At 71.4% G+C, this 19,995-nt stretch carries 19 protein-coding genes; 7 read left to right on the forward strand and 12 right to left on the reverse strand.

Annotated elements, in window-relative coordinates:
* The 3 genes from Q7W29_12260 to Q7W29_12270 form a co-directional block, all read right to left on the reverse strand.
* On the reverse strand, window positions 1–1,144 hold a 1,144-nt coding region (locus Q7W29_12260), incomplete at its 3' end, for a hypothetical protein (protein ID MDO9172590.1).
* On the reverse strand, window positions 1,141–2,814 hold the full coding sequence (locus Q7W29_12265; GenBank protein MDO9172591.1) for a hypothetical protein: 1,674 nt from the start codon (window positions 2,812–2,814) through the stop codon (window positions 1,141–1,143). The genes Q7W29_12265 and Q7W29_12260, both read right to left, overlap by 4 nt.
* Window positions 2,815–2,819: 5 nt before the next feature.
* Entirely contained in the window at window positions 2,820–3,653 is an 834-nt protein-coding gene (locus Q7W29_12270) for a hypothetical protein (protein MDO9172592.1), read from the reverse strand.
* A gap of 189 nt (window positions 3,654–3,842) precedes the next feature.
* On the opposite strand from Q7W29_12270, the gene Q7W29_12275 reads away from it, so the two are divergent.
* The 4 genes from Q7W29_12275 to Q7W29_12290 all read left to right on the forward strand — a co-directional run bounded on the left by Q7W29_12275 (window position 3,843) and on the right by Q7W29_12290 (window position 8,652).
* Window positions 3,843–5,852 carry an oligopeptide transporter, OPT family gene (locus tag Q7W29_12275; GenBank protein MDO9172593.1) on the forward strand — a complete coding sequence of 670 codons (2,010 nt, stop codon included), beginning with the start codon at window positions 3,843–3,845 and terminating at the stop codon, window positions 5,850–5,852.
* A gap of 70 nt (window positions 5,853–5,922) precedes the next feature.
* A complete protein-coding gene (locus Q7W29_12280) occupies window positions 5,923–6,471 on the forward strand; it encodes a hypothetical protein (protein MDO9172594.1) in 549 nt (182 codons plus the stop codon).
* Window position 6,472: 1 nt separating this feature from the next.
* The gene (locus tag Q7W29_12285; GenBank protein MDO9172595.1) at window positions 6,473–7,555 is read left to right on the forward strand and encodes a zinc-binding dehydrogenase; all 1,083 of its coding nucleotides are present in this window, start codon (window positions 6,473–6,475) and stop codon (window positions 7,553–7,555) included.
* Window positions 7,552–8,652: an OmpA family protein gene (locus tag Q7W29_12290; protein ID MDO9172596.1), complete on the forward strand. Its 1,101-nt coding sequence runs from the start codon at window positions 7,552–7,554 to the stop codon at window positions 8,650–8,652. Before Q7W29_12285 ends, Q7W29_12290 begins: the two co-directional genes overlap by 4 nt.
* 6 nt (window positions 8,653–8,658) lie before the next feature.
* On the opposite strand, the gene Q7W29_12295 is transcribed toward Q7W29_12290, so the two are convergent.
* On the reverse strand, window positions 8,659–9,273 hold the full coding sequence (locus tag Q7W29_12295) for a hydrolase (protein MDO9172597.1): 615 nt from the start codon (window positions 9,271–9,273) through the stop codon (window positions 8,659–8,661).
* Between the two features lie 33 nt (window positions 9,274–9,306).
* Window positions 9,307–10,530 (reverse strand): phospholipase D-like domain-containing protein, encoded by a 1,224-nt coding sequence (locus tag Q7W29_12300; protein ID MDO9172598.1) that lies wholly within the window; start codon window positions 10,528–10,530, stop codon window positions 9,307–9,309.
* Between the two features lie 251 nt (window positions 10,531–10,781).
* On the opposite strand from Q7W29_12300, the gene Q7W29_12305 reads away from it, so the two are divergent.
* Window positions 10,782–11,090, forward strand: a complete 309-nt coding sequence (locus Q7W29_12305; GenBank protein ID MDO9172599.1) for an isoamylase early set domain-containing protein — start codon at window positions 10,782–10,784, stop codon at window positions 11,088–11,090.
* Between the two features lie 83 nt (window positions 11,091–11,173).
* Here Q7W29_12305 and tpx read toward each other — a convergent pair whose 3' ends face one another.
* The 3 genes from tpx to Q7W29_12320 form a co-directional block, all read right to left on the reverse strand.
* Window positions 11,174–11,674, reverse strand: coding sequence for a thiol peroxidase (gene tpx / locus Q7W29_12310; GenBank protein MDO9172600.1), 501 nt, complete (start codon window positions 11,672–11,674; stop codon window positions 11,174–11,176).
* Window positions 11,675–11,822: 148 nt separating this feature from the next.
* Window positions 11,823–14,171 carry a transketolase gene (locus tag Q7W29_12315; GenBank protein MDO9172601.1) on the reverse strand — a complete coding sequence of 783 codons (2,349 nt, stop codon included), beginning with the start codon at window positions 14,169–14,171 and terminating at the stop codon, window positions 11,823–11,825.
* Window positions 14,172–14,299: 128 nt separating this feature from the next.
* Entirely contained in the window at window positions 14,300–14,884 is a 585-nt protein-coding gene (locus Q7W29_12320) for a 3'-5' exonuclease (GenBank protein ID MDO9172602.1), read from the reverse strand.
* A gap of 107 nt (window positions 14,885–14,991) precedes the next feature.
* Here Q7W29_12320 and Q7W29_12325 point away from each other — a divergent pair, with 107 nt between their 5' ends.
* On the forward strand, window positions 14,992–16,893 hold the full coding sequence (locus Q7W29_12325) for an ABC transporter transmembrane domain-containing protein (GenBank protein MDO9172603.1): 1,902 nt from the start codon (window positions 14,992–14,994) through the stop codon (window positions 16,891–16,893).
* A gap of 80 nt (window positions 16,894–16,973) precedes the next feature.
* A complete protein-coding gene (locus Q7W29_12330; GenBank protein ID MDO9172604.1) occupies window positions 16,974–17,558 on the forward strand; it encodes a hypothetical protein in 585 nt (194 codons plus the stop codon).
* On the opposite strand, the gene Q7W29_12335 is transcribed toward Q7W29_12330, so the two are convergent.
* The 4 genes from Q7W29_12335 to Q7W29_12350 all read right to left on the reverse strand — a co-directional run.
* Window positions 17,555–18,256 (reverse strand): HAD family hydrolase, encoded by a 702-nt coding sequence (locus tag Q7W29_12335; protein ID MDO9172605.1) that lies wholly within the window; start codon window positions 18,254–18,256, stop codon window positions 17,555–17,557. The genes Q7W29_12330 and Q7W29_12335 overlap by 4 nt on opposite strands.
* Window positions 18,257–18,484 carry an Rdx family protein gene (locus tag Q7W29_12340; GenBank protein ID MDO9172606.1) on the reverse strand — a complete coding sequence of 76 codons (228 nt, stop codon included), beginning with the start codon at window positions 18,482–18,484 and terminating at the stop codon, window positions 18,257–18,259.
* Window positions 18,485–18,498: 14 nt separating this feature from the next.
* Window positions 18,499–19,671, reverse strand: a complete 1,173-nt coding sequence (locus Q7W29_12345; GenBank protein MDO9172607.1) for an alcohol dehydrogenase catalytic domain-containing protein — start codon at window positions 19,669–19,671, stop codon at window positions 18,499–18,501.
* A 106-nt stretch (window positions 19,672–19,777) separates the two neighbouring features.
* Window positions 19,778–19,995: hypothetical protein (locus tag Q7W29_12350; GenBank protein MDO9172608.1), on the reverse strand; the 218-nt coding region annotated here is incomplete at its 5' end.

Consider the following 19,995-nt stretch of genomic DNA (forward strand, 5'->3'; position numbering starts at 1 on the left):
CGGGCCGGTGGCAGGCGTAGCAGTCGGTCGGCGTGCCGGAGTAGCCCGAGGCGTGGCAGGAGACGCAGGTCGTCGTCGTGTGGGCGCCGGTCAGCGGGAAGCCCGAGACCGTGTGGTCGAAGTCCGCGCCCTCCCAGGACGCGTCGCTGTGGCACAGCCGGCAGTCGGTGCTGAAGCCGGCGGCGACGTGGCCGGGGTCGTCGGTACCCTCGTAGTCGGGCCGGTGGCAGGCGTAGCAGTCGGTCGGCGTGCCGGAGTAGCCCGAGGCGTGGCAGGAGACGCAGGTCGTCGTCGTGTGGGCGCCGGTCAGCGGGAAGCCCGAAGAGGCGTGGTCGAAGTCGGCGTCGTCCCACGAGACGTCGTTGTGGCACGCGCGGCAGTCGGTGCTGAAGCCGGCGGCGACGTGGCCGGGGTCGTCGGTCCCTTCGTAGTCGGGCCGGTGGCAGGCGTAGCAGTCGGTCGGCGTGCCTGCGTAGCCGGTGGCGTGGCAGGAGGCGCAGGCCGCCGCGGCGTGGGCGCCGGTCAAGGGGAAGGCCGGCGAATGGATGAAGGAGCCGGAACCCCAGCCGGACGCCGTCATCCCGTGGCAGCTGACGCAGTCCGTGCTGAAACCGTTCGCGGCATGGTCGGGGTCGCGCGTCGCCTCGTAGTCGGCGTCGTGGCAGCTGAGGCAATCGGCGGGGATCGTGGTGTGTTCCTCGCCGGGCGATCCCCGGTGGCAGTCGTCGCAGTCCACGACGGCGTGGGCGCCGAGCAGGGGGAAACCTGTCGCGGGGTGAGCGGCGCGGCTCGCGTCGCGGACGTCCCAGCCGGACGTGTCGTGGCAGTCGTCGCAGTGGGAGCCGAAGCGGCGGCGGTGGACGTCCAGGTGGCAGTCGGCGCAGGCCGAGGCAACCCGGCGGAACCGCAGGTCCTCGTGGCAGCCGGAGCAGACGGCCTGGGCGTGGCGGCCGGTCAGGACGTAGCCGGTCGTCGCGTGGTCGAACGACGGCGTCGGCCAGGGAACGACCCACGATGAGCCGTCGTGGCAGGTCTCGCAGCGCACGTCGAGATCACCGTGCGGGCTGAGGTCCGGGGTCTGGGCCGCGACCCGCACCGCGAAGAGTGCGAGGATCGACAACGGCAGCAGCCAGCGTCGCATCATGGCCGGTCTCCCTTGTTCCGGGTGTCGAGGAATCCCGTCGTGTGGCAGGCCTCGCAGCGCTTCTCCACGGGCCGGTACCTGACCGCGAGGTCGTCGCCCTCGCCCTCGCGGGGGTGGCAGGCCTGGCAGGCCACGTTCAGGTGGCCGCCCGCCAGCGGGAAGGTCGTGTCGCGATCGTGATCGAAGCGCACCGCCCGCCACCCGGCGACGGTGGCGTGGCAGCGTTCGCAATCGGTGACGGGCGGTGTCGTCGTCGTGGCGAACTGGCCGCGGTGCGGGTCCTTGTGGCAGGCGTCGCAGCGCTCCGGCGTGGGGCGGAACCGCAGGCTGTCCGTCGCGGAACGCGCACCCGGCGGGGCGTGGCAGGCCCGGCACGCGGTCGCCGCGTGCTTGCCCACGAGGGGGAAGCGGGTGCGGCCGTGATCGTAGGCCACGGCTCGCCACGACGAGGCGTCGTGGCAGAGCCGGCAACCGGTCTCGGCCTTGTCGGCGGTGCTCGTGCCGGCGTGGGGGTCGCGGTGGCAATCCGTGCAGGCCGCCGCCGGCCGCTGCAGGGGTGTCGGCGCGCCCTTGCGGGCCGGCGCGTGGCAGGCGCTGCAGGGCACCGCGAGGTGGGCGCCCTCGAGGTCGAAGTCCGTGGAGTCGTGGCGGGCGACCGTGAACGACGACGGGGCGAACCGGTCCACGGTGTGGCAGCGGCTGCAGGCGTCGAAGGTGCGGCCGTCGGCGGCCGCGGGATGGCGCTCACGGTGGCAGCCGTCGCAGCGGGCGTAGGCCAGGGAGTTGCGGGGGGCGTCCGCGCGGTGGCAGGCGTCGCATTTCAGGGCGGCGTGCCGGCCCCGCAGCGGGTAGCGCGTGCGGTCGTGATCGAAGGCGCCGCCGGCGACGCGCCGCCAGCTGGTGGCGTCGTGGCAGCGCGCGCAGTCGTTGCCGAGCGAACCCGCGTGGGGATCCTTGTGGCAGTCCGCGCAGCCGTCGTGCGCGACGGGGCGGTAGCGGTTCCAGGAATCGGCGACACCCTCGACGGTTTCGGTCGAGACCGGATGGCAGCGGTCGCAGGCCGCATCGCGGTGCTTCCCCTCGAGCTTGAAGTCGGCCTTGGCGTGGTCGAAGCCGGCGGCCGGCTTCCAGGCGTCCTTCCCGTGGCAGTCCGTGCAGGCCCGCTCGAACTGGCCCCGGTGCTCGTCGCGATGGCAGTCCAGGCAGGTCGTGCCCAGGCCGAGGTAGGTGCGGCCGGGGTTCTTGCCGCGGTCGCGGACCAGCGAGAGGTCCTGCAGCAGATCGGCCCGATGGCACTGGCGGCATTCCAGCTTGCGGTGGGCGCCTTCGAGGGGCCAGCCCGCCGTCGCGTGGTCGAAGGCCTTGGGGCCGGCCGGCCAGTGCACCAGGTCGAAATCGCGGCCCTGGTGTTCGACGTGGCAGGTCGCGCACTGTTCGTGGCCGGCGGCGGCGTGCAGGCCGCGCCCCGCGGCCACCCGCGTGGCGATCTCCTGGTGGCAGGCCAAACACTTCGGGCCGACCGTCTGGTCGCCCAGCTCGTGGCACGAGGTGCACTGGCGGACGCCTTCGAATTTTTCGTGGACCCGGCTCAGCTTGCCGGGCGACAGCTGGGCCGCGGCCAGGGTCGGCAGACCGACAATTAGGACAATATTGATCGCAATATGAGACACATGCCTCAAAACACCCACCGGTATCCCAGGGCCACGGTCACGCCCACGTGGATCACCATGATGATCAACATGAGGAATGCGAAGGGTTTGTGGATGACGTGCCAATAGTGGAACAACTCCCGGATGCGGTTGTGGAACAGGATCCGCCTACCGAGCAAGACCCGCGCCTTGGCGTCGCCCAGGACGGCCGGAGAGGCGCCGGCCGGCAAATGACCCCGCAACCGCATGCCCAGCAACATGTTGTTCAAAGGGAGGCGCCAGAGGCTACCCCCGGCGGTCGTGACGGTTTCCAGGTTAGTCATGATCCGCTGGTCCAGCCCGTGCTGCTCGCGCAGTCGCTGGTCGGTGTCCGCGAGCTGGGCCTGGATCTGCTCGAGGGTCATGGCCTCGCCCAGCACGTTGCGCGGCAGCTGGAGGTAGAGGTAGCGGCCGAAGACGCCGCTGAACGCCACGGCCATCATCGACCAGTAGCTCACCGCGACCAGTCCTTGGACCTTGAACGAGGTGTGCAGGGTCACCAGCAGCGGGCCCGAGACGCCCAGGAAGATGTGGGCGTCCAGCCAGCGGCCGATGTGCCCCAGGCCGGCGAGTCGATGCCAGCGCTTGCGCAGGGAATAGAGCAGGAGCAGCAGGATCTGCAGGCTGCCGACGATGCCCAGGCCGTGGCCCACCGTGCCGGCCGGGCGCAGGCTGCGGAAGTCCGGATGGTGCGGGCGCTGGTCCAGCGGCAGGCTGTAGTAGTCGATCCCGGCCACGAACAGCCAGGTGAGCGCGGCGGCGAGCAGCAGGTAGCTGATCCGCAGGACGATCCGGAATGCACGCGCGTGCGCGACGGCCATGTGGTCTCCCCCCGGGTAGAAATCCGAAGCGGCACGATTCTAGGCATTCCCGCTCCCGATTCAACAACGATGTTCTGGTGCTTGTGGTTGTCCCGGAGCGGTGGAGGTGATAGTTTTCCCCACATGTCCGGCGCCCCCGCGGAGCGATCCCGGGGCCACCTTTTTTCGCGTGTGATGACGGAGGTGTCCATGGACGTCAGCGGCAAGGCCAAGAGCCTCCCCGAGAACGCCTACCGCAAGCTCAGGCCCGGCGAGGAATTCATTCCCGTCGTGCCGGCCGGTCGGATCGTGCCCGAACTGACCCCCTACTCCCTGACCTGGGGTCTGGTGTTCGCGGTGATCTTCTCGGCGGCGGCCGCCTACCTGGGCCTGAAGATCGGCCAGGTGTTCGAAGCGGCCATCCCCATCACCATCCTGGCGATCGGCCTGAGCGCGAAGCGCAAGGACGCCCTGCAGCAGAACGTGATGATCCAGTCCATCGGCTCCGCCTCGGGCGTGGTCGTGGCCGGCGCCATCTTCACGCTGCCCGGCATCTACATCCTGAACCTGTCGGACAAGACGAACTTCATGCAGATGTGCCTGGCCTCCCTGCTGGGCGGCTTCCTGGGCATCCTGTTCCTGATCCCGTTCCGCCGCTTCTTCGTCAAGGAGATGCACGGCGAGTTCCCGTTCCCCGAGGCCACCGCCAGCACCGAGGTGCTGATGGCGGGCGAGGCGGGCGGCGGCCAGGCCGGCGTGCTGGTCAAGAGCGGCCTGCTGGCCGGCGGCTTCCAGCTGTTCTCGCAGACGTGCGGCCTGTGGCGCGAGACCTTCGGCACGCCCGCGTTCGCGTGGGGCGAGTCGCTCTCCAGGAAGGTCCGCCTGGAGTTCCACATGATGACCGAGGCCGCGATCATCGGCCTGGGCTACATCATCGGCCTGCGCTACGCCCTGATCATCGCCTGCGGCTCGTTCCTGTCGTGGTGGGTCATGACCCCGATGATCGGCATCCTGGGCAAGGGCGTCACGGTCGCCGGCACGCTGTACCGCCTGGAGGCCCTCGACGGCCTGGACACGCTCATGATCTTCCGCAACTTCGTGCGGCCGGTGGGCATCGGCGCGATCGCGATGAGCGGCCTGATCGGCGTGTGGAAGAGCCGCAGCATCATCCTGGGCGCCTTCAAGCTGGCGGCCGGCGGCGCGGCGGCCAAGTCCGCGACCGGCGGCGCCGTCGAGCGCACGCAGCGCGACCTGCCGATGAACATCGTGACCTCGGGCCTGATCATGACCCTGCTGGCGGTGTTCTGCTTCTTCTGGTTCATGGTGCCCGGCGTGGGCATGGGCCAGGCCCTGGCCGGCCTGGCGGTCGTGGCCGGCATCTCGTTCCTGTTCACGACGGTCGCCGCGCGCGCCATCGCCATCGTGGGCACCAACCCGGTGTCCGGCATGACCCTGATGACCCTGATCATCAGCTCGGTGGTCCTGAAGGCCGTGGGCCTGCAGGGCCAGGAGGGCATCGTGGCGGCGCTGCTGATCGGCGGCGTGGTCTGCACGGCGCTCTCGATGAGCGGCGGCTTCGTCAGCGACCTGAAGATCGGCTACTGGCTGGGCACGACGCCCTCCACCCAGGAGAAGTGGAAGTTCCTGGGCACGGTCGTGGCGGCCGTCTCGGTGACCGCGGTGATCATGATCCTGAACACCAGCTACGGCTTCTCCGGCGAGGGCGCCCTGCCCGCGCCCCAGGCCAACGCGATGGTGGCCGTGATCGAGCCCCTGATGACCGGCCAGCCCGCCCCGTGGCTGCTGTACATGGCCGGCATCTTCATGGCGCTGATCCTGCAGTGGACGGGCCTGCCGGCCCTCGCCTTCGCCCTGGGCATGTACCTGCCCCTGGAGGTCAACACGCCGGTGCTGGCCGGCGGCCTGATCGCCTACTGGGTCGGCAAGGGCGGCAGCGAGGCGGCGCAGACCGCGCGCAAGGACCGCGGCACGCTCATCGCGAGCGGGTTCGTGGCCGGCGGCGCCATCATGGGCGTCATCGCCTCGATCATCAAGTTCACGGGGATCCAGACGACCGGCGACGCCGAGTGGAGCGTGGATCGTGTCCTGGGCACGGACGCGTGGCTCGAGAACCCCGCCTCGGCCGTGCTGACGCTGGTGATGTTCTGCGGTTTGGGCTATTACCTGTACCGCAGCTCGCGGTCGGCCGCCAAGGACTGACCGGGGCCGATCCTGGCCGAACGGTGACGGGGCGGCCGCGAGGCCGCCCCCTTCCATCAGGGAGACGGCGATGAAGGCAACGACGAATCCGCGATCCTGTCTGGCGGCGGCGGTCCTGCTGGCCCTGTCGGGCCTGCTGGCCGGCTGCGGCGGCAAGGGGCCGCAGACGCTGGCGACTCTCACCTTCGACGGCCCGGCGGGCCTGCTCGAACTGGACCCCGACGCGGTCCTCGAGGACGGCCCCGACGGCGGCGTGCTGCGGATCGACACCCAGCAGCCGCGCCTGCTGGTCAACCTCTGCGAGACGGAGGGACCGCGCGGCGACGTCGAGACGATCGCCGTCGACGCCCGCCTGCGCGGCGAACTGCTCAAGAACGACATCTTCCTGGATCTCTGGGTCTTCCCCCGCGACGGCGAACCGCGCCTGGTGCGCACCGGCCTGCCCGCCATCAGCCGGACCATCCCCTGGACCGACGTCGCGGTGCGGGTGCCGCTGAAGGCCGCAGAGCGGCCCGGGAAACTGCGCGTCTCGATCTACACCGACGGTCCCGGCCGCTTCTGGGTGGACGACGTCGTCGTCCGCGCCGGCCGCGCGGCGGACCTCGCCGGCGGCCGCTGAGGTGAACCGCGTCTGGATCACCCGCCGCGGCGGTCCCGGCACGCTGGCCCTGCGGGTGGAGCCCGACCCCGTGCCGCGACCCGGCGAGGTGCGCCTGCGCGTCGACGCCGCCGGCGTCAACTTCGCGGACGTGATGATCCGCATCGGCCTGTACCCCGGCGCGCCGCGCCTGCCCATGGTCCCCGGCTACGAGGTCGCGGGCGTCGTCGACGCGCTGGGCGAGGGGGCGCCGGCGGACCTCGCCGGACGTCGCGCCCTGGCCTTCTGCAACTTCGGCGGCTACGCCGACGTCGTCTGCGTGCCGGCCGGCGCCGTCTTCCCCCTGCCCGACACCGTGAGCACGGCCGAGGCCGCCGCGTTGCCGGTGAACTTCCTGACCGCCTGGCAGATGCTCGAGGTCATGGCCCCGGCGGGTCCCGGCGGCACGGTGCTGGTGCACGGCGCCGCCGGCGGGGTGGGCACGGCGGCGACGCAGCTGGCGCGGCGCCGCGGCGCCCGCGTGCTGGGCAGCGCGTCGCCGTCGAAGCACGGCTGGCTGCGGGAGCGCGGCGTGGATTTTTGCCTGGACTCGCGCCGGCGCGGCTTCGCCGCGGAGGTGCGCGACGCGACGGGCGGGCGTGGCGTCGATGTGGTGCTCGAACCGCGCCACGGCCGCTGGATCCGCGAGAGCTACGCGTGCCTGGCGCCCACCGGCCGCCTGGTGCTGTTCGGCTTCGCCGACGCGGCGACGCTCGGCGGCTCGCGCTTGGCGCCGCTGCGCACGCTGGCCGGCGTGCCGTGGCTGCTGATGAACCCGCTGCGTCTGGTGAACGACAACCGGGGCGTCATGGGCGTGAACCTGGGCCGCCTGTGGGACGACCAGGCCCGCGTCGCCGGTTGGATGCGGCAGATCCTCGCGCTGGCGGCGGCGGGCGAGGTGCGGCCGGTGCTCGACCGCGCCTACCGTTTCCGCGACGCCGACCGCGCCCATCTCGCGCTGCAGCAGCGGCGCAACCGAGGCAAGATCCTGCTGGTCAGCGATGCCGCCGCCGAACGCGGCGACCTCGGCTGTCCGGTGGGCGACCAGGAGGGACCCCGATCATGAGACTTCCGTCGCGAACGATCCTGACCGCCGCCGTCCTCGCGGCCTTCGCCGTCCTCGCTGGCGGCGCCGTCGCGGCGACCCCGGCGCAGCGGGCCGCCGCTGTCGCGGCGACGCTCGCCCAGGCCAAGGAGCTCGGCGCCGACAAGCGCTGTCCCGACGACTACCGCGCCGCCGAGGCCGCGAACGATGCGGCGGTCGGTTGCGTCGCCGGCGGCGGCGACTGCGACGGCACCCTGGCCGCCGCCGAACTGGCGGCGGCGCGCGCGCTCGGACGCATCCGCTTCATCGAGGACCTGCGGTCGGCGCGGTACGATTGGCAGGAGGCGGCCGTGCGCTACGACCGTCTCGTCGGGCGCGTCGCCACCATCGCGGGCCTGGCGATCGACCCGGCGCTGGTGGGCGAGGCGGCGGGCCGTCGCGTGCTCGCGGACCTCGATCGGGAGATGACGGCGCTGCGCGTCCGCGCGGATTCGCTGGAGGCGGTCAACCGCGGTTACGGGGCCTGGGTCGAGGGGGGCCGCGCCGCCCAGGACTCGACCATCGCCGAGCTGAGGCGCGAGCTGACCGCGTCGCGTCACGCCCTCTGGGAGTCGCAGCTGCGGGCGGGCGTGGCCGAGGCCGACCTCTCCGCCGTCGCCTCGCGGGAGACCCTCGTGCAGGACCGGGAAGCGGAGGCGCGCAGCCTCGGGCAGCTGTTCACGCCGCAGGAGGGGCTGGTCTGGCTGACGCCCGACGGCGACGTGCGGGTGCGCCTGACGGGCCTGAAGTTCGCCTCGGGCAACGCCTGGTTGAACCCGAAGTACGACCCGCTGCTGGACAAGGCCGCCGAGGCGATCCGCCGCTTCCCCGATCTGGCCCCCGTCGTGGAGGGCCACACCGACGACACCGGCCCCCGCGCCGCCAACCAGAAGCTCTCGCTCGCCCGCGCGCAGGCCGTGGCGGCGGCGCTGGCCAAGCGGCTGGATGTTCCGGCGGCGTCCTTGTCGGCGCTGGGCATGGGGCCGGATCAGCCGGTCGCCCCGAACGCGACCGAGGAGGGCAAGACGCTCAACCGTCGCATCGAACTGGTGCTGAAGGCGGCGCGCGACGGGAGCTGAGCCGGCTCAGCGCCGGCCGGCCGGCTGCGGCGCCGCCGTCGCCGGCGAACCGGGCAGAGGATTCTCCTTGAGGATGGCAGACACGGCCCGGAAGTCCTCGGTCCGCGCCACCCGGAGGATCTCGAACATCACCATCTCGGCGGTCATCACCTGGGCGCCGATGTCGCGCAGGTAGGCCAGCCCGAGGTTGCGGCTGCTGACCTGGCGCGACGAGACGGCGTCGGCCGTCACCGCCACCTGGTAGCCCGCCTCGAGCAGGTCCCGCGCCGTCTGGTAGACGCACACGTGGGCCTCGATCCCGCACAGCACGATCTGGTCGCGGTGCAGGCTCTTGAGCCGGCTGTTGAAGTTGTGGTCGGCGGCGCACGAGAAGCTGATCTTCTCGATGGGCTCGTAGCGGCGCGGCAGCGAGGCCAGCTCATCGACGGTGCCGCCCAGGCCTTGCGGGTAGTGCTCCGTCACCAGGACCGGGACGTCCAGCCCGTCGCAGAAGCGGATCAGGCGCGAGCAGTTGGCCAGCACCGTCGGCATCTCGTGGATCAACGGTCGGAACGACTCCTGGACGTCGACGACGACCAGGGCGGTGCGGTTCTTCTCCAGGCGCTGCGGCGGCTTGGCCATCGGGTGTCCTTTCGCGACGCCGGTGCGGGGGACTCACTCGCCGCGAGGCGGCGGCGCGTAGTCGGCGCAGGGGTCCACGACCTCGGCGTAGGGGCTGTTCCAGCTCGTGTCGAACCAGCGCGCCATGTCCCCGGCGACCGGGCCGCCGGCGATGAAGAAGCTCAGGTTGCGCGACTCGTGGAAGTAGTCGCGCCCCCAGTTGGCGGTGCCCAGCCAGGCCTCGTCGTCGTCCTTGACCAGGTACTTCGGGTGTTCCACCCGCGCGAACGGGATGGCGCCCCCGGACCACGGCGGGATGTTCGTGAAGCGCACCTCGACGTTGTCCAGGACGGCCAAACTCTTGATGTGCGGCAGCGCGGCGGCGCGCTTGGCCCAGTTCGAGAGGATGACCTTCACCTGCACGCCGCGCGCCGCGGCGCGGCGCAGGGCGGCGTCCAGGGTCGCGTAGTAGGTCCCGTCGCGCTCGGTGACGCCGTAGCTCAGCAGGTGCAGGCGCACCTCGCGCGCGGCGCGGTCGATCAGGTCGACCAGCAGCGGCTCGTCGTGCGGCACCCCCGGCGGCAGCGCCTGCGGCGGGCTGGCCGCGAAGCGGACGGTCGAGACCGCGCCGCCGTCCGCCGCCAAAGCCCAGGGGCCGGCCGCCGTGACGCCCGTCGGCGGCGTCCCGCCGCCGGCCAGGGCCCAGTCGTGAGCGAAGACGGCCCCGACGGCCGCCGCGACCGCAGCTGATTCGAAGCGGGCCCCCAGCTCGTGGATGTGTTCGAGGGCGCGGTAGTCCCAGTTCTGGCTGCCGACGAAGCAGGCTCGGTCGTCCACGACGAAGAACTTCGCGTGCTGCACGCCGCCCCACAGGCGGCGCGCGTCGAGCAGGCGCACCTCGGCCCCCGGCAGCCCGCCGATGGCGTCGATCCACTCGGGGTAGGTCTTGTGGAAGCCCAGGTCGGCGAGCAGGCGCACGCGCACGCCGCGCGCGGCCGCCGCGGACACCGCCGCCAGGACGACGTCCAACGCGTCGTCCCGCGTGGGGTCGGCGCTGATGTAGAAGACCTCGATGTCCAGGGTGCTGCGCGCCGAGGCGATCATCTCCGGCCAGACGTCGCGGGCCTCGGGCAGGTCCGGCTGGTCCAGGACCGTTTCGACGGGCACGCTCTCGACCAGCTGCATGGTCCCCTGCGCCGACGCCCGGGCGACCGGCAGGAGCAGGGCGATCAGCGGGAACAGGGCGAGCAGCAGCGTCGCGGCGAGGGGCGTTCTCACGATAAGCTCCATCCTGGCTGGGGCGTCTCCAAACTAGCACGATCCCGCGTGCCCCGCGAGGGGGAGATCGCCCTTCAGGAACCGGCCGTCCCGCCGCCGGCGCCAGCAAGAACCGCACCCGCGCACGCCGGGTTCGCCGCGGCCGGCCCCGCCCGTTCACGGATTTCACATTTGACGCGAGTCTCGAGTTGGATTAACCATGCGGCGTCGCCCCGCCTCAGGCGCGACGGCTCTGGACAAGGAGGGAGAACATGAGCCTCGAAATCCGTTACCTGAAGTCCCGCCCGGTCTGCAAGGTGACGTTCCGCCTGCCCGCCGAGGCCGCACCCGACGCCGAGTCCGTGCACCTGGTCGGCGAGTTCAACGACTGGAGCACCACGAACTGCCCGATGACGCGCCTGAAGGACGGCGCCTTCAAGGTCGCCCTGGACCTGGACACCGGCCGTTCGTACCGCTTCCGTTACCTCATCGACGGCAAGACCTGGGAGAACGACTGGGAGGCCCACCGCTACGAGCCGGCCCTGGCCGGCGACGTCGAGAACTCGGTCGTCGAGGTCTGACCGCCCCCGCGGCGGGTGCCCGCAGGCACGAAGCCCCCGTCCCGGAAGGGACGGGGGCTTCGTCGTTCAACCGCGGGTGCGGGTCAGCGCAGGGACGCCAGGACGGACTCGTAGTCCGGCTCCTCGGTGGTCTCGGGGCAGAGCTGGCTGTGGACGACCTTGCCGGCGGCGTCGATCACCAGGACCGAGCGGGCCAGCAGGCCGGCCAGGGGGCCGTCGGCGATGCGCACGCCGTAGGCGCGGCCGAACCCGCCGTGCCGGAAGTCGGACGCCGGGACGACGGCGTCGAGCCCCTCGGCCCCGCAGAAGCGCTTGTGGGCGAACGGCAGGTCCATCGAGGCGCACAGCACCACGGTGTCGGCGAGCTTGCCGGCTTCGACGTTGAAGCGGCGGACGCTGGCGGCGCAGACGTCGGTGTCGATGCTCGGGAAGACGTTCAGGACGATGCGCTTGCCGCGCAGGTCGTCGAGGGTGACCTCCGAGAGGTCGGTCTTGGTGAGCGTGAAGGACGGGGCGTTCGCGCCGACGGCGGGCAGCGCGCCGACGGTGTGGAAGGGGTTGCCCTTCAGCTTGAACTCGGCCATGGCGGTTTCCTCCAAGTGGATGTTCGCGTTCATTCCGCCCCCCAATCTAGCGGCGGGCGGGCGGATCGCCACCCGGGAGGCCTGCAAGGGGCATCAATAACGGGGCGGGCCCCCTGGGACCCGCCCCCGCGTGTCGCCGTCCGCCCGGTCAGGACCCGGTGGCCGCCCCGAGCATGCGCTGCAACTCCGCCATGCGCGCCTCGTGGTCCCGCGCGAAGCGGATCACGCCCTCGGCCAGGCTCGCCGTGTCGATCCTGGCGTCCTCGCAGACGTCGTCCAGCGCGCCGCCCACGCGCCAAGCGTCGTCCCAGTCGCTGCACATGGCGTAGCGGCGGGCGAGCGGGTTGAAGTCCCAGTCGTGCATCAGGCGCCGGGCCCGGTTGGTCACGAAGGTGCTGTTCATCCGGTCGGCCCCGGTGATCGTCCGCTCGCGGTAGGCCGCGTCCTGCAGGGCGAACAGCTGCGGGCTCGGCACGGCCACGAGCTTGATGTTCACGCCGGCCTTGTCGATCTCGGGCAGGGCGTTGATGAGGTTGTGGGTCGACATCGTGCCCTGCACGAAGAAGCAGCCCTGCCGGGGCAGGCCGGCCTTGTAGTCGCGCAGGACGTAGGCGCCGCGCGCCGCCTCGACGTGCGAGGCGAGCCCCAGCGCCCGGCGGTCGAAGACCTCGATGGCGGGCCGGGTGAGGTGCAGCGCGACGATCGGGGCGTCGGTCCGCAGGGCCGCCGCCAGCAGCACCGGCACCTCGTTGTACTCGTAGGGGTGCAGGTCGATGACGCAGCCGTCGGGGAAGAGCTGCGTCACGCCGGGGGAGTAGACGCCGAAGTGGGTCCGCGAGTCCTCGGCCGTTTCGGGGCCGCTGTGGCCGGCGATCCAGATCGTCTTGCCGATCTTCAGCTCGCAGTCGGCCGCGAGCTGGCTGTACAGGCGCATGGCCCCGTACTTCAGGTAGCTGAAGGCGCCGTAGGTGGAGCAGGCGGTGTAGAAGCCGTTGAACTCCTCCTCGGGCCGGTCGCTGAAGTTGACGCTGGCGGCGCCCACGCAGAGGCTCGAGTTCTGGAACTCGGTGATCTCCTGCGGCAGGACCACGCCCTCGGGGGCCGAAGTCCGCTCGTACCAGCCGTAGTTCTCCTTGTCGTCGTACTTCTCGCCGAAGCCCGCGATGTTGGTCGAGCCGGCGAGGTCCGCCGAGCAGACCAGGAACAGGGGCCGGCCGTACTTCTCGCGGCAGGTGGCGTTGATCCAGCTGCCCCAGCGCGACAGCGCGGCGCGGTTGGGCTGCTTGTCGCCGGGCTTGGCCCACATGCCCTCGGGGTACTTCGTGTGGTCGAAGAGGATCGGGTCCCGCAGCGGGTTCTTCGCCACGGGGATCCGGAAGCTCTTGAGCTCCGCGGGCACGCTGTCGCCCAGCTCCACCAGACGGTCGGCGAGGTAGGCCACGGCGGCGTCGTCGTGGCGCAGCGCGTCGAGGGCGACGTTCAGGTTCGCCGCGAACTGCTCGCGCAGGGCGGCCTTGTCCTTGGGCGCCGGCTGGCCCTGGCCGGCCCAGGTCGCGCCGTACTTCTGCGTGAAATCGGCGCGGCACTGCCAGAACAGGTCGCTGTTGAGGGCGTGCGGCGAACCGTGGCTCTTGTTGTCGAACTTGTGGTAGCCGCGGCCCTTGCGGGTCCGGCCCCAGGCCAGGCCCGGCCGCTGCCGCGGGTTGTCGCCCTCGACCATCTCCAGGATGGCGCGCGTGACGTCGGTCCAGTCGCTGCCGTCGGGCGCCTCGTGGGTGTGCCAGCCGTAGGGGGCGAACCAGTCCTGCGGCGAACCGTGGACCACCGACGAGATCTTCTGGTCGTCGATGCCGTAGTCGTTCCAGTCCACCAGCAGGAACATGTTGTCGAGGCCCAGGCCGTAGCCGGTGTTCTTCATCTCGTGCCAGCAGCCGGCGGTCAGGCCGCCCTCGCCCTCGATGCCGAAGACCTTGACCCCGTCGGCGCCGGCGCGCTTGAGCGCCAGGGCCTCGCCGCACATCACCGGGCCGCCGTGGCCGCTCGGGCCGGTGTTGAACTTCACGAACAGGTTGTTGCCGGACATCTCGACGTGGCCGGGCAGGCCGCCGCGGTTGCGGAACTCCAGCAGGTTCTCCCAGGTGAGCTGGCGGGCCGGCGCGCCGGGCACCAGGTACTTCGGGTCGCCGGTGCGGCGGTGCATCTCGCGCAGGGCCTCGTTGAAGACCGCCAGCGTGCCGTAGACCAGCGGCGCGGTGTGGCCGGCCACCAGGATGAACCGGTCGCCGAAACGCTTGCCGGGGTTGCGGATGTCCCAGCGCATGGCGCCGCCGAGCAGCAGGCTGACGAACATGTGGACCTTCGACCGGCTGCCCCCCGGATGGCCGCTCTGGCGGTAGTTCAGCATGAGGTCGATCTGCTGATCGATGACGTCCTTGATCAGCTCCCAGTGCTGGAAGTTCGGCTGCTGGGACTGGAAGAGATGGTCGACCTTGGACACGCTGGTCTCCTCTCGGGGCTGGTCCGGCCGCGGCGCGCGCGGGCGCCGCGGGAATGGCGGGGGTCTGTTGGAAATTTGTCAGTCGTCCGGGGCCTCCGCAAGGGAATTCGGACCCCGGGAGGGGCCGTTCAGGCGCAGGGGTGGCCCAGGTGGAAGGTCTGCAGGACGGCGGCCGCGGCGCGCGCGTCGTCCACGGCCCGGTGCAGCTCGAAGCGGCCCCCGATCCCCATCTTCTCGAGGATCGATTCGAGGGTCTGGCCGCTGGTGCCGTGGTGGTTCGCGGCCAGCCAGACGGTCGCCACGGCCCGGATGTCGAAGGCGCCGCCCGCGATGTGGGTGCGGTAGTCCAGGCCGCAGGCGTCGCACTCCCGGCGCAGCAGCGGGATGTCGTAGTAGACGCCGAAGGCGGCGATCATCGAGCGGTTGCGCGGGCCGTACCAGTCCAGGAAACGCCGGCCGACGACCGCGAAGTCCGGGCGGTCGGCGACCATCTCCGGCGTGATCGAGGTCAGCCGCGTGATGAAGGGGGTGACCGGGTAGTCCCGCGGCCGGACCAGCTCGCTGAAGACGTCGAGCACCTCGAGGCTGCGGCGGTCGAGGCGGACGGCGCCGATCTCGATGATGTTGCTGCGCTCGACGGTGTTGTCGCCCTCGTCGGACTCGGGGCAGGTGGCCTCGAGGTCGATCACGACGATGTCGGCGGAATAGCGCAAGGTTCCCCCCGGGTTCCGGTGAGCGGCGGCCGCCACCGTAGCACGGCCGCGCCCGGCGCGCCAAGTCCGCGATTGACGGCGGGTGGCGAGCGATTACTGTAGACCGCATGCGGACCTACCTGCGCGTGCTGCGACTCGTGCGCCCGTACCTGCCCCAGGTCCTGGTGTCGATGACCTTCATGGCCGTCTTCTCGTTGCTGAGCGGCCTGAGCGTCGTCATGCTCGCCCCCTTCCTCGACGCCCTCTTCGCCCCGGAGAACGCCACCTTCGTGGCCGCGACGCCCGCGGCGCCGGCGGTCGCGCCGGCCGACTCCCTCGCCGCCGCGGCCGCCGAGGTCGGCGGGCGGGTGCGGCAGCTGCAGGAGTCCTTCTCCATGAGCGGGCTGCGCGATAGCCTGCAGGGCACGCTGAACGGCTGGCTGCTGCACGGCTCCAAGGCCGAGTCCCTGTGGCGCATCGTGGTGGTGTTCTTCTGCCTGATGCTGCTGAAGAACGTCGCCGGCTACCTGCAGGCCGTGTTCACCGACTACGTCCAGCTCAGCCTGATCCGCGACCTGCGCAACCGCCTCTACGAGCGCTTCACCGAGCTGCCGCTGGCCTTCTACCACCGGCACCGCGCCGGCGAGCTGATCAGCCGCGCCACCAACGACGTCCTGGTCGTCAACCGCAGCGTCAACGTCAGCTTCACCAACACGGCGCGCGACCCGCTGCTGGTCGTGGTGTACCTGGGCCTGGCCGTGCTGCTGAGCTGGAAGCTGACCCTGGTGGCCCTGATCCTGCTGCCGCTGAGCCTCGCGATCATCGTGCGCATCGGCAAGACGCTGCGGCGGTACAGCCGGCGCCAGCAGGAGAAGATGGCCGTGCTGACCTCGCGCCTGCAGGAGACCATCGCGGGCATCCGGGTCGTCAAGGCCTTCACCAACGAGCCGGCCGAGAACGCCCGCTTCCGGGCCGAGTCGCAGATGCTGTTCCGCGACCTGTTCAAGATCGCCCGCGCGCAGCAGATCTCCTCGCCGCTGACCGAGCAGCTCTCGGTCCTGGTCGGCCTGTTCATCCTCTGGTACGGCGGCCGGCAGGTCCTGGCCGGCGGCGAGCTGCCGCCGCAGCTGTTCATGCTCTTCCTGTTCTGCATCTTCTCGCTGGGCAAGCCGATCAAGGCGCTCAGCCAGGTCAACAACGCCGTCCAGGAGGGGATCGCCGCCGCCGAGCGCGTGTTCGCGATCCTGGACGAGCCGCAGACGGTGATCGAGAAGCCGGACGCGGCGGTGCTGGACGCGGTGCGGGGCGAGGTGGAGCTGCGCGGGGTGCGCTTCCGCTACGACACCGGCGAGGAGGTCCTGCGCGGCGTGGACCTGCACGTGCGGCCGGGGGAGGTGGTGGCCCTGGTCGGCCCCAGCGGGGCGGGCAAGTCGACGCTGATCGACCTGATCCCGCGGTTCTACGAGCCCACCGAGGGCGCCGTGCTGGTCGACGGCCACGACGTGCGCGACGTGACGCTGGCCTCGCTGCGCGGCGCCATGGGCCTGGTGACGCAGGAAGTCATCCTGTTCAACGACACCGTGCGCAACAACATCGCCTACGGCATGGCCTCGGCGCGCCAGGAGGAGGTCGAGGCGGCGGCCCGCGCGGCCAACGCCCTGGACTTCATCCGGCAGCTGCCGCGCGGCTTCGACACCGTCATCGGCGACCGGGGGCTGAAGCTCTCCGGCGGCCAGCGCCAGCGGCTGTCGATCGCCCGCGCCATCCTGAAGAACCCGCCGATCCTGATCCTGGACGAGGCGACCAGCGCCCTGGACACCGAGAGCGAGCTGCTGGTCCAGCAGGCCATCGACCGCCTGGTCCGCAACCGCACGACCATCGTCATCGCCCACCGCCTCAGCACCATCCAGAACGCCGACCGCATCTGCGTGCTCCAGGCCGGCCGCATCGTCCAGACGGGCTCCCACGTGGAGCTCCTGGCCCGCGGCGGCCCCTACCGCCAGCTGTACGACCTCCAGTTCCGGGCCTGAGTACCGGTTCGCGTGCAACCTCGGGCCCCGCGGCTGCGTACCTGTGCCACCGACCCCAAGCCGCACCAGGAGGTTGAGCCATGACCAGGATGCCACGACCCGCCGCGTTGCTGCCCGCCCTGCTGCCCGCTCTGCTGTTCACCGTCGCCGCCGCGCTGCCCGCGGCGGCCCGCGACCGCGAGCGCGTCGTCACCGTCATCGACGAGGACGGCGAAACCTACGTCTGCCGCTTCGAGGATGGCGAGGGCCTGCGCATCTTCGACAAGTCCTCGGGCGAAGAGGTCTTCGCCTTCGACGTCGCCGAGTTCGAGGCGACGCTCGGCGGCGCGATGAAGGAGGTGCAGGCGGTGATGGCCGACCTGGACCTGGACATCCGGGCGACGTCCGGCGGCGACCGCGTCGTCTTCGCCTGCGACGGCGAGACGGTCGAGCTCGACCTCGAGGCCGCCATGGAGGGGGTCTTCACGACCCTGGCCGCGCTCGACGACATCGACATCGACGTCGACGAGATCGTCCGCGAGGCCCGCGACGTGCGCGTGCACCGCCACGGGGGCGACGGCAGCGATGCCGACCTGGAGTCCCTGCAGGACGAGCTCGACCAGCTGGGCCGCGAGATCAGGGAGCTGAAGCAGGAGCTGCGCCAGGAGCGGGACAGCTCCCGTTAGGCGGGACCGTCGCGGCCGTCCAGCGGCAGCGACAGCCAGTCCAGCGGGCCGTCGACCCTCCAGTCGGCGGCCCGCAGCTCTTCCTGGCTGCCGAAGCCGTAGAGGCAGCCGACCGTCCGCGCCCCGGCGGCGCGCCCCGCGTCGAGGTCGCTGGCGCGGTCCCCCACCACGACCGTGCGCGACGGGTCGGCGGCCAGCACGCGCACCATGCCGGTTTTGTCCGTCGCCAGGCCCCGCGCCTCGGCCTCCCCGATGCAGAGCGAACGCGCGAAGAAGCGGTCCAGGCCGTGGGCGGCGACGATCCCGCGGAAGTAGGGCGCGTCGGCGTTGGAGAACAGCAGCAGTTCGTGGCCGCGGTCCCGCAGCCCGGCCAGGGCGGTCTCGACGCCGTCGTAGAGGGCGGTGCCGCCCGCCCGGATCGCGGCGATCTCCTCTTCCGAGGTGAAGCGCGCGTAGGCCGCCGCGAACTCGGCGCGCCGCGGGCCGGGCACCGTCTGCGGCGGGAAGGCCCGGGCGAAGTACTCCCGGCCGGGCAGGCCCATGCAGTCCTCGATCAGGGCGAAGTCGGGCGCGGCCGGCGGCAGGCCGCAGTGGGCGTAGGCGCGCCCGAGCGCCGCGGCCACGGCGCCGACCACGGCGCGTCGGCTGTCCAGCAGGGTCCCGTCCATGTCGAACAGGAAGGCGTAGGGGACCGGCACTCAGCCACGCTCCCTCAGCAGCCGGGCCACCTCGCCCGGTTCGGCGTGACGTCCGGTCGCCCGCTTGGAGTAGATCAGGTCGCCGTCGGCGACGACCTCGAAGACGCCGCCGCTGGAGGGGATCAGCTCGGCCGCGATCCCGAATTCCCGCAGCAGTTCCGCCGCCAGACCGGCGGCGATGGGGTCGTAGCTTCAGGACCGGCAGTACTCGATGCTCAGCTTCTTCACGGTCGGCCTCCGGCTCAGAATTCGATCAGCAGCTTGGGCCACTGGGCGAGCTTCGCGGTGAACGTGTCGGGCTTGAAGTCGTCGATGTGCACGAGCGTCTCTTGGCCGCCGGCGAGGATGTCCTCGAGGATGTGCTTCTGGATGCCGTTGCTGCGGTCCTCGAGCAGGTTGCGCGTGATGTGCCAGGTTTCGAAGATGCGCCGGCCTACGACGCTGCGCAGGGTCAGCCCGTTGACGATCACGCGGTCGAGGTCCTGGATGTGGAAGTTGCCCTGCTTCAGGCCGAACAGCACGACCTCGCCGCCGCGGCGCGTCGACTGGATCGCGTTGTTGACGCTGCTGTTGAAGCCGGCCATCTCCAGCGAGACGTCCGCGCCGATGCCGCGCGAGGCGTCGCGCACGGCCCGCACGACGTCCTTGTCGGCGGCCCAGCCGTGGGCGGCCGCCTTCGCCGCGTCGAACCCGATCACCTCGTCGGCGCCCAGCGCCAGGGCGAGCTCGCGGTTCTTGGCGACCGGCTCGACGCCGATGACGCGCGTGGCCCCCAGCGCCTTGGCGATCATGATCACGAACAGGCCGATCGTGCCGCAACCGAACACGGCGACCGTCTTGCCGCGCAGGTCGGCCGCGGTGCAGGCGTGCACGGCGTTGCCGAAGGGCTCCTGCACGGCGGCCACCTTCAGCTTGATCTTGCGGCGGTCGGTGGGCCACAGCACGCCGGCGGGCAGCTTGATGTACTCGGCGAAGCAGCCGTCGCGGCTGATGCCGATGATCTGGTCGCGGGCGCAGATGTGGGTCTGGCCGATCTGGCACTGGTAGCAGGTGCCGCAGATGATGTGCGACTCGGTCGAGACGAGGTCCTTGGGGCGGTAGCCGTGGCGCGCCTGCACCCGCGAGCCCGTCTCGACGATCTCGCCGATCATCTCGTGGCCGATGATGCGGGTGGTCGCGTTCTCGCGCTTGAGGCTCTCGAAGATGTGGCCCTTGAAGGCCGTGCGGTGCCAGATGCCGCGGTCGCTGCCGCAGAAGCCGGCGTAGATGATCTTGACGATCACGCGGTCGCCGTCGGACGGGTCCAGCGACTCGTCGATCCCGGGGCGGGGCATCTCCTGCTTGATGAAGCCGCGGGTGGTGTCCCACGGCATGGTGGCCTTGTCGTAGACCAGGGCCTGCATCGTCTTCGTCATGGGGGGACCTCCTTGGCGCCCGGAGAGGCGGCGGCCGGCGCGACCGTCGCCGCCCGGTCCCCAAGGTATGCTCCTTCCGCCGCGCGATCAACCGCGGCGGCGGCTTTCAGTTGACGGTCTCGTAATAGTCGTCCCCGTAGCCCCAGTCGCCCTCGTCGTGGCGGCCGCGGGCGCCGTGCTCCTCCTCCTCGAGCAGGTCGTCGAGGGAGACCAGGTCGGTGGACGCCTCGAGGATCTCGTCCTCGCGCTCCAGCAGCCCGGCGAAGCCGACGGCCGGGACGTCGCGGCGCAGGTCGTCCAGCAGGCGGGCCGGCGCGCGGGGCC

Source organism: bacterium, from assembly GCA_030654305.1.
Lineage (GTDB): Bacteria > Krumholzibacteriota > Krumholzibacteriia > LZORAL124-64-63 > LZORAL124-64-63 > PNOJ01.